Source organism: Dokdonella sp. (assembly GCF_049593775.1).
Classification (GTDB): domain Bacteria; phylum Pseudomonadota; class Gammaproteobacteria; order Xanthomonadales; family Rhodanobacteraceae; genus Dokdonella.
In genome coordinates this window covers 1-9,040 of sequence record NZ_JBAWHJ010000216.1, presented here as the reverse complement: position 1 = coordinate 9,040, position 9,040 = coordinate 1, and the positions used below count along the sequence as shown (strand labels likewise).

Below are 9,040 nucleotides of genomic sequence, written 5' to 3'. Positions count from 1 at the left end.
CATCGGGCGGCTGCCGGGCCTTGATGACGGCAGCCGCCAGTACAATCACCATTGACGACCGACTTCGAATGGCTCAAACCCATGGGCACGACCCTGCTGCTGGCCAACCTGATCGATGGAAAGCTCTGCCCTGCGGCCAGCGGTAGAGTCCTCGACATATTCGAGCCGGCAACCGGCAAGGTATTTGCTCAGTGTCCTGCTTCATCGGGTGACGACGTCGATGCGGCCGTAGCTGCTGCGAGCCGGGCGGCGCCCGCGTGGGCCGCGACGTCTGTCGAGGAACGCGCCCGCTTGCTGGGTCGACTGGCAGATCTGGTCGAGGCCGAACAGGACTCATTGGCCGAGCTTGAATCCAGAGACAATGGCAAACCGGTTCATGTCGCTGCCGGCGTCGACATTCCTCGTGCCGTAGCCAACCTGCGTTTTTTTGCATCAGCCATTACGCAATGGTCCAGCGAGTCACATGCGGGCCGACCGGGATCAATCAACATCACCCTGCGCCAGGCTCTGGGAGTGGTCGGTTGCATTTCTCCCTGGAACCTTCCGCTCTACCTGTTCACCTGGAAAATAGCGCCGGCACTTGCCGCTGGCAATGCGGTCATTGCCAAGCCCTCGGAGATCACTCCGTGCACGGCGGCCCGGCTTGGCGAGCTCAGCATCGCTGCCGGCTTCCCGCCAGGCGTCCTCAATATCATTCATGGAACGGGGCCTGAAGTCGGACAGGCCATCGTTGATGCGCCCCTCGTCAAGGCGGTCTCCTTCACTGGCAGCACATTGACGGGAACCGCGATTGCGAAATCGGCCGCACCGATGTTCAAGAAGCTGTCACTGGAGATGGGCGGGAAAAACCCGGCCATCGTCTTCGCCGATTTCGACTTCAGCGATGCCAACTTGTCGACCATCGTGCGTTCGGGTTTTGCAAACCAGGGGGAGATCTGCCTGTGCGGCTCACGTCTGCTTGTCCAGCGCTCGATCTTTTCCGAGTTTCGTGAGCGCTATCTGGATAAAGTGCGCGCCCTGCGCGTTGGCGATCCAAAGGAAAACGACAGCGATCTTGGTGCCCTGGTTTCAAAGGCGCATTTCGACAAGGTCATGAAAGCCATTGCTGAGGCCAGGGACGAAGGTGGCCAGATCAGCTGCGGCGGCAACGCGGTCAATCTCGAAGGGCGATGCGCTGATGGCTGGTTTGTTGCACCCACCGTAGTGGAAGGCCTCGATTCCGCCAGCACCACCAACCAGCAGGAAATATTCGGCCCGGTGGTCAGCCTGATTCCATTCGAGGATGAAGACGATGCCGTGCGCATCGCGAATGACACCGACTATGGACTCGCCGCGTCCATGTGGACGCAGGACCTGGGCCGGGCCCAACGGCTTTCAGCTCGGCTCGAATTCGGAATCATCTGGATCAATTGCTGGATGAACCGCGACCTGCGGACGCCATTTGGAGGCGTCAAGAATTCGGGAATGGGGCGTGAAGGCGGCATAGACGCGCTGCGCTTCTTCACCGAACCCAAGAACATCTGCATCGAATCCCGATAGTTGGGGAGCCCGGACTTTCAGCCCGGGGGCAGCTTGCACTGGAGGAATGAAATGAACATTGAAAACGATTCCAACCGGACCTTTCCAACGGGCCTGAAACGCCTGCACATGGCATTCGCAATCTGCCTGTCCATGATCGCGGCAACAATCAGCGCGCAGGATGCACCCCCAAATACAGGCTCGGCGAACGTGCATCAGCAGCGTGAAGCAGTTGCGCAATCCGAGAAAATCATGGCCGAGGGGCAAAAACGCAATGGCCTGCTTGCGCAATATGTCTTCATGCGCGATGCCTATGCGAACAGCACCGATTTTTCATTCCGCGTGATCTTCAATCAGTACCTGAGCTGGTATCAAACGTGGGTCGGAGAGTATGTCGGTGCCCGCAACAGCTTTTCGATTATCCAGAAAGCGGCGTCTGATGACGCTCCTTCCCCGTTGAAGGAATCGGGCTGGAAGGCGGAGGATGCCGTCGACGCGATTGCGCGCCTGGCCAAGGATCGCAAGGCAATCTTCTTCAACGAGAATCACAGCTACCCGCTGACCCGGACAGTTACTGTGCAAATGCTGAAAAAGCTTCGTGAGGAAGGATTCGACACATTTGCCGCTGAAACCCTCTATCAAACCGACATGGAAGCCTTGCCTGGCCGCGGCTACGCAATCGACGAGACCGGCTTCTACACCCTGGAGCCGATCTACTCCGAAATGGTTCACGAGGCACTCAAGCTCGGCTATCGGGTAGTCGCCTACGAGGCACTTTCAAATGCCACCGCCGATGCTCGCGAATCCGAACAGGCGCACAACCTCAAGCGCGATGTGTTCAAGAAGCACAAGGATGCACGCCTCGTGGTGAACGCCGGTTATGCGCATATACAGGAACACGGAAAATATCTCGGCGGCTCCTCGATGGCCCAGCACTTCGAACGCATCACGGATATCGACCCGCTGACGATCGAGCAGACCATGCTGATCCCGCACGACAAGTTGACCAGCGATCACCCCTACTATCGCGCAGTCATGGAAACCCTCGCTCCCCGAGAGCCGATCGTTTTCGTAAATGCCGAAGGCGAACCATGGACATTGAAACCGAAGGCCTATGACGTCAGCGTCTTCTTTCCCGAGGAGCAGTTGCAGCGTGGCCGTCCCACCTGGCTTGCCCTCGGTGGCGAACGCGTCCCGTTCAGCGTCTCCGGAAGGATGTGCGACAACGCCTATCCTTGCATGGTTGAAGCCCGCTACGACGGCGAGCCTGATGAGGCCGTTCCGGCTGATCGCCTGGTGATCGAGTTCAAGGGTCGCATTGCCACTTATGGCGACAAGGTCCGGCAGAGCAGCGATCCCTACCCTAGCGCTGAATTGTGGTTGCGACCTGGCAGCTACCAGATCCTCGTGCGCAACATGGACAATCAGATTCGCTATCGGCAGACCATCGTGGTCAAGTCTGGCGAGGGACAACAATGAACAGCATCGTAAACGCCAACCGCGCGCCCAGGGCTGTCGGCTCCTACCCTCACGCCCGCAGGGTCGGCAACCTGCTTTTCCTTTCCGGCGTCGGGCCTCGCGACCCGGTCGACAATTCGGTTCCCGGAAACGTGAATGGCCCGGACGGGCGGCTGCAGAGCTACGACATGGAAGCCCAGTGTCGCCAGGTATTCGCCAATGTGCGTGCGGTACTGGAGGCCAGCGGTGCGCGCTGGGAAGACCTGGTCGACGTAACCGTATTCCTGACGGACATGCAGGCGGATTTCGCTACCTACAATCGCATCTATTCCGAATATTTCACCGATGCACAGCCCTGCCGCACGACACTCGGCATCAGCGCATTGCCCACGCCCATCGCCATCGAGCTCAAGTGCGTGGCCGCCATCGAATCAGCCTCCTGACGTGCGATAGCGGTTGCGTGCATTCGCGCGTCTTTCAGGCAGGGGACGCCAGAGGCTCGATCCGTTAGCATTCCCGACATCGCCTCTTGGTGCAGCCGGTAACCAGCAATCATGATCAGCCCCGCCTTCAACTTGCAGGAATGGATCGACGAGCACCGCCATCTTTTAAAACCGCCAGTCGGAAACAAGTGCATCGTTGCCGGCGATTTCTTCATCATGGTGGTTGGCGGGCCCAATCTGCGCACCGACTACCACTGGGACGAGGGCCCGGAGTACTTCCACCAGCTCGAAGGCGAGATGGTGCTTAAGATCCAGGAGAACGGACAGCCACGGGACATCCCGATCAAGGCTGGGGAAGTGTTCTATCTGCCGCCGCGCATTCCCCATTCACCGCAACGTTCGGCCAACTCGGTCGGACTGGTGATCGAGCGCAAGCGCCTGGCCCACGAGAAGGACGGGCTCCTCTGGTATTGCGACCGCTGCAACCACAAGCTGTTCGAGGAGTTCTTTACGCTCCAGGATATCGAGGCAGATTTTCCGCCGGTATTCGATCGCTTCTATCGCTCGATTGAAGCCAGGACCTGCGATTCCTGCGGGCACGTGAATCCTGCGCCGGAACGCTACCAGTAAGCCAACTACCGGCAATTTTCCGGATCAGCAATTCGCGCAGCCCGTCGTGATACGCCGCCTCGGGACTGCCCGTCCCGGCACGCCTCGGGTTACACTCGCTCCATGCTCAAGATCGATACCCACGCCCATATCCTGCCGGAAAACTGGCCGAATCTCGCCGATAAATTCCATGACGACCGCTTTCCCGTCATGGTCAATGCCGAGGGACGCCACCGAATCTACAAGGACGGCAAGTTCTTTCGTGAAGTCTGGGCCAACGCCTTTGATCCTGAAGTGCGCATTGCCGACTACGCCAAATTCGCCGTTGACGTACAAGTCATCTCGACCGTGCCGGTCATGTTCTCGTACTGGGCAAAGCCCAGCCAGGCCCTTGAGCTGCACCGGGTTCTGAATGATCACACCGCCGAGATCTGTCAGCGCTATCCACGCCACTACGCGGGTATCGGGACCGTGCCCTTGCAGTCGCCAACGCTTGCCATCCAGGAACTCGAGCGCTGCGTTGATCAGCTGGGGTTGTCGGGCGTGCAAGTTGGCTCGCACATTGAAGACTGGAATCTCGACGCTCCGGAGCTGTTTCCCTTTTTCGAAGCCGCCGAAGATCTTGGCGCCGCCATCCTGGTGCATCCCTGGGACATGATGGGCAGGGAAAGCATGCCGAAATACTGGCTGCCCTGGCTGGTCGGCATGCCGGCCGAACAGGCCCGCGCGGCATGCTGCCTGATTTTCGGTGGTGTCCTGGAAAGGCTACCGAAGCTTCGCGTCTGTTTCGCGCATGGCGGCGGGTCATTTCCCTATTCGATCGGGCGTATCGAACACGGATTCCGAATGCGTCCCGATCTTGTCGCCACCGACAATGCGCGCAATCCGCGCGACTATTTCGGCCGAATCTACTTCGATTCCTGCGTACACGACGATGCAGCACTTCGCTATCTGATCGAAGTCGCCGGCGTCGATACGGTCATGCTCGGCACTGACTATCCATTCCCGCTCGGCGAGCAGGAGCCTGGAAGTGGCATCACGAACCTGAACCTGTCCCGCGCCGACCAGTCCCGCCTTTTCCATGGCACTGCCCTGGAGTGGCTGAACCTGCCTCAATCACGATTTGCCAATGACGAGACGGAGTAGTCCGATGAAACTGTTACCCCTGATCCTGCTCGCTGCGATTGGTTCTGCGTCCGCGCAAGAACGCACCTCCTACAACCTCAATGAAGGCAATATCACTTTCAGCGTACCCGCAGGCTGGAGCGCGATCATGGAAAAGTCGGATGGCAATCCGCAGGCCATCATCTTCGTGGTTCCCGACCCGGCTGCAGACGGAACGGATGACACCGCCAGCGTGACCGTGAAGACGCGTCGACTGAACTCGCCGAATGATTTCGCCGAGGCTACCCAGAACGAACTGTCCCTGTCCAAGGCGCAAACCGGATATGAAGCCGAGCCGGAAGGCTCCAACGCAAGCGTGCATCGCTATTTTGTCACTCGCGGCAAATCACGCTACACAATTCGCGATCGCTTCACCCTTCTGGGCAATGTTGCCATCCAGGTCCGTTGTCAGCGGCCACTCCTGGATGCCACCACCCAGGACTGGATCTCACGTTTCGATGCTGGCTGCAACAGCGTTGCCTCGTCGGTCAAATGATGAAGCAAGGATATTCGGCAACCGAAGAATGGGCCCTGGCAGCGGATGCCTCCGACCCACTGGCCGACTTTCGCGCGGAGTTTTTCGTCCCCAGCCATGAGGGCAGGGAAATCGCGTATTTCTGCGGGAACTCACTGGGATTGCAACCACGCGCCGCTCGCCAGGCTGTCATCGACGAGCTCGACTATTGGGCAAAACTCGCCGTGGAAGGCCATTTCCGCGGCCGCCTTCCCTGGCTGGACTACCACGAGTTCGTTCGTGACGATCTGGCCTATCTGACAGGCTCCAACCCCGGCGAAGTCGTCGCCATGAATACGCTCAGCGTGAACCTGCACCTGCTCATGGTCAGCTTCTACCGGCCAACGGCCGAGCGACCGGCGATCCTGATCGAGAAAAGCGCCTTTCCATCCGATCGCTATGCGGTGGAGGCCCAGGTACGATTCCACGGTTTCGATCCTGCCACTGCGCTGATCGAAATCGAGCCGGATCAGCCCGGCGGAACACTTTCCGATGAGGCCATCCTGCGTGCGATCGACGAGCACGGCTCACGCGTCGCCCTGGTCATGCTTCCGGGGATCCAATACCTGACAGGTCAGGCCCTGGACCTCGCCACGATCACCCGCCAAGCCCATGCGAAGGGTTGCATCGTCGGATTCGATCTCGCCCATGCAGTCGGCAACATCAGTCTCAACCTGCATGATTCAGGCTGCGATTTCGCGGTGTGGTGCAGCTACAAATATCTGAACTCCGGACCAGGTGCCGTGGCCGGGGCGTTCGTGCACGAGCGTCATGCCCACACGGATCGCCCGCGCTTCGCCGGGTGGTGGGGCCACGAAAAATCAACGCGATTCCAGATGGGCCCGGAATTCAGGCCGACGCCCGGCGCAGATGGCTGGCAACTTTCCAACCCGCCCATTCTCGCGCTGGCGCCATTGCGGATTTCGCTGCAGGTGTTCAGGCACGCAGGGTTCGACACGCTTCGACGCAAGTCCGAAGCGCTGACCGGCTATCTGGAATGGCTGATCAACGAGCAGGTCGCAGACGTTCTCGCCATCGCCACGCCCGCCGAACCGGCGCGGCGCGGCTGCCAGCTCTCGCTGCGGGTCAAGGGACCACGCGATTCCGGCCGCTCGCTATTCGATCACCTGCAACAGGATGGCATCGTCGTCGACTGGCGCGAGCCGGACATCATTCGCGCGTCACCTGTGCCCCTCTACAACCGATTCATGGATTGCAGACGCCTGGTCGAATCAATCCGGCAGTGGCGCGATTCACGTCGAGACTGAGATGCAAAAGCCAATAATCACGATCATTGGCGCTGGACTCGTCGGCTCATTGCTTGCGACCCTGCTTGCGCAACGCGGCTTCAAGGTCAATGTCTTCGAGCGCCGCCCCGATCCGCGCCGGGCCGGATTCCTCGGCGGTCGCTCGATCAACCTGGCGCTCGCCGAGCGTGGCTGGAACGGCCTGCGCATTGCGGGCATGCAGGAGCGCATGCAATCCATCGCCGTGATGATGCGCGGGCGAATGGTGCATGACACCAATGGCCGCACCAACCTGCAACGCTATGGCCGTGACGACTCCGAAGTGATCTGGTCCGTCAGCCGTGGCGCCCTGAACATGGCGCTGGTCGATGCCGCCGAGGCGGCTGGTGCAACCGTCATGTTTGATCGCGGTCTTGCTGGAGTTGACTGGTCGGACATGAGGCTGGAGTTTCGTGATCGTGACGGCAATACACACATGCACCAGAGCCCTGTGGTGATCGGTGCCGACGGCGCAGGCTCCGCATTGCGCAGCGAGATGGCGCGCCAGCTTGATCTGGGCGAGCGCTTCGAACCGCTGGGTCATGGCTACAAGGAACTGGAGATCCCCGCGCTTCGGGATTTTCCGGCCGGCTCGCTGCCATCGCCGCTGATAGCGGCCACTGCCCACGGCGACAGCTATGCCATGGAGCCCAACGCGTTGCACATATGGCCGCGCGGAAACTACATGTGCATTGCCTTGCCGAATGCCGAAGGCAGTTTTACCGTCACCCTGTTCCTGCCAAATGATGGCGACCCGAGTCTGGCCAGCGTCGCCGATGCGGACGCTGCGGAGTCCTTGTTCCAGCGCGATTTCCCCGATGCCTTGCCGCTGATCCCAGAGCTGCGCAAGGACTACATGGGCAATCCGACCGGGCTGCTGGGCACCCTCTATCTTGATCGTTGGCAACTGGATGGTCGTGCCCTGCTCGTCGGCGACGCCTCACATGCGATCGTGCCATTTCATGGCCAGGGCATGAACTCGGGTTTCGAAGATGCCGTGGAGCTGGCCGATCTGCTGGAATCCAACCCGGGCGACACGCGGGCGGTTTTTGCCGAGTTCGAGAAACGGCGCAAGCCCAACGCCAATGCCATTGCCGCGATGGCACTGGAGAACTACATCGAGATGCGTGATCGCGTCGACGATGCCGACTACCTGGTCATGCGCGAGCTTGATCGGGTACTCGCCGATCGCCACCCCGGTCGCTGGGTTCCGCGCTACTGGATGGTGACCTTCTCGCGCATTCCATATCGCATCGCATTCGAGCGGGGTGAGATCCAGTCCGCGTGGCTGCGTGAATGGACTCACGGGAAATCCGGCATCGACGAACTCGACCTGGCTGCCATCGACGCGTACGTCAAGGACAACCTGGAGTTCCTGCCAACGTATGCCTGACCCGGCGCACGGCGGCCCTTCGCCGCAAGCACTGGTCGATCTTTATTCCAGAACCCGCTACGACCTAAGATTGCCCGGCGGATCGCGAACCACCGTGTGCATTGGTCACTCGTGCCCAGCAACACTGAGGGGATTTCTTGCAGACACATTGAGCGCCTTTCTGATCAGCGCCTGCAACCCGCACTCCGTGCCCCTGGACATCAAGACAAACAGGAAACGCATGCAGCAGTTGCTGCAACGGTTGAAAGCAGCCAATCCCCCACGCCTGCCCGGAGTGGGCCACATCCCGGGCCAACCATGGCGGGAGCCTCTACTACTTGTGGCAATCCCGGACGTTAAAGCGATCGATGGCATTGCCCGCCAGTTTGGGCAGAATGCGATCATTCATCTACAGGCCAATCGTCCGGCCCGGCTGCGCATCTACCGCATCGACTGGCAGCCGCATGTGCGTGAATCTGCCGACATCGAATGGGCAGCTCAGCCGGCATGACCTGAACCGAGCAGCGGCTATTTTCAGTCTTGCCATGCGGTCCACGCCGGCCATCAGTATTCAGGCCGGCGTCGTTCATGTCTGCCATGCACCAGGTGCCAACAACCACTACACTGATCGCCACTCCGCCCGTCGGCGGGCTACCCGTTTTGAGCATTGAGGCAG

At 60.1% G+C, this 9,040-nt stretch carries 9 protein-coding genes; all 9 read left to right on the top strand.

All coding sequences use genetic code 11. The annotated features are described in order from the left end of the window. Positions 1-81: 81 nt before the first annotated feature. The 9 genes from WBP53_RS07755 (at position 82) to WBP53_RS07715 (ending at position 8,875) form a co-directional block, all read left to right on the top strand. Entirely contained in the window at positions 82-1,539 is a 1,458-nt protein-coding gene (locus tag WBP53_RS07755) for an aldehyde dehydrogenase (RefSeq protein WP_423927595.1), read from the top strand. A gap of 51 nt (positions 1,540-1,590) precedes the next feature. Further along, positions 1,591-2,997 carry a hypothetical protein gene (locus tag WBP53_RS07750; protein ID WP_423927591.1) on the top strand — a complete coding sequence of 469 codons (1,407 nt, stop codon included), beginning with the start codon at positions 1,591-1,593 and terminating at the stop codon, positions 2,995-2,997. After that, positions 2,994-3,419: a RidA family protein gene (locus WBP53_RS07745; protein WP_423927589.1), complete on the top strand. Its 426-nt coding sequence runs from the start codon at positions 2,994-2,996 to the stop codon at positions 3,417-3,419. Before WBP53_RS07750 ends, WBP53_RS07745 begins: the two co-directional genes overlap by 4 nt. A 111-nt stretch (positions 3,420-3,530) precedes the next feature. Beyond that, positions 3,531-4,049 (top strand): 3-hydroxyanthranilate 3,4-dioxygenase, encoded by a 519-nt coding sequence (locus WBP53_RS07740; protein ID WP_423927587.1) that lies wholly within the window; start codon positions 3,531-3,533, stop codon positions 4,047-4,049. A gap of 102 nt (positions 4,050-4,151) precedes the next feature. Next, complete coding sequence (locus tag WBP53_RS07735) at positions 4,152-5,174, top strand: amidohydrolase family protein (protein ID WP_423927585.1); 1,023 nt, start codon at positions 4,152-4,154, stop codon at positions 5,172-5,174. Between the two features lie 4 nt (positions 5,175-5,178). After that, positions 5,179-5,688 carry a hypothetical protein gene (locus WBP53_RS07730; RefSeq protein ID WP_423927583.1) on the top strand — a complete coding sequence of 170 codons (510 nt, stop codon included), beginning with the start codon at positions 5,179-5,181 and terminating at the stop codon, positions 5,686-5,688. Next, positions 5,688-6,974: a kynureninase gene (kynU, locus tag WBP53_RS07725; protein ID WP_423927593.1), complete on the top strand. Its 1,287-nt coding sequence runs from the start codon at positions 5,688-5,690 to the stop codon at positions 6,972-6,974. The genes WBP53_RS07730 and kynU overlap by 1 nt, the downstream gene beginning before the upstream one ends. 1 nt (position 6,975) lies before the next feature. Continuing rightward, a complete protein-coding gene (locus WBP53_RS07720) occupies positions 6,976-8,385 on the top strand; it encodes an FAD-dependent oxidoreductase (RefSeq protein WP_423927581.1) in 1,410 nt (469 codons plus the stop codon). Then, complete coding sequence (locus WBP53_RS07715; protein WP_423927579.1) at positions 8,378-8,875, top strand: DUF3293 domain-containing protein; 498 nt, start codon at positions 8,378-8,380, stop codon at positions 8,873-8,875. Before WBP53_RS07720 ends, WBP53_RS07715 begins: the two co-directional genes overlap by 8 nt. Positions 8,876-9,040: the final 165 nt, after the last annotated feature.

Excerpts from the sequence above, each read along its gene's own strand:
- WBP53_RS07735 (WP_423927585.1), top strand. The coding sequence starts at position 4,152 with ATGCTCAAGATCGATACCCACGCCCATATCCTGCCGGAAAACTGGCCG.
- WBP53_RS07740 (WP_423927587.1), top strand. The coding sequence starts at position 3,531 with ATGATCAGCCCCGCCTTCAACTTGCAGGAATGGATCGACGAGCACCGC.
- kynU (WP_423927593.1), top strand. The coding sequence starts at position 5,688 with ATGAAGCAAGGATATTCGGCAACCGAAGAATGGGCCCTGGCAGCGGAT.
- WBP53_RS07750 (WP_423927591.1), top strand. The coding sequence starts at position 1,591 with ATGAACATTGAAAACGATTCCAACCGGACCTTTCCAACGGGCCTGAAA.
- WBP53_RS07730 (WP_423927583.1), top strand. The coding sequence starts at position 5,179 with ATGAAACTGTTACCCCTGATCCTGCTCGCTGCGATTGGTTCTGCGTCC.
- WBP53_RS07720 (WP_423927581.1), top strand. The coding sequence starts at position 6,976 with ATGCAAAAGCCAATAATCACGATCATTGGCGCTGGACTCGTCGGCTCA.
- WBP53_RS07715 (WP_423927579.1), top strand. The coding sequence starts at position 8,378 with ATGCCTGACCCGGCGCACGGCGGCCCTTCGCCGCAAGCACTGGTCGAT.
- WBP53_RS07755 (WP_423927595.1), top strand. The coding sequence starts at position 82 with ATGGGCACGACCCTGCTGCTGGCCAACCTGATCGATGGAAAGCTCTGC.
- WBP53_RS07745 (WP_423927589.1), top strand. The coding sequence starts at position 2,994 with ATGAACAGCATCGTAAACGCCAACCGCGCGCCCAGGGCTGTCGGCTCC.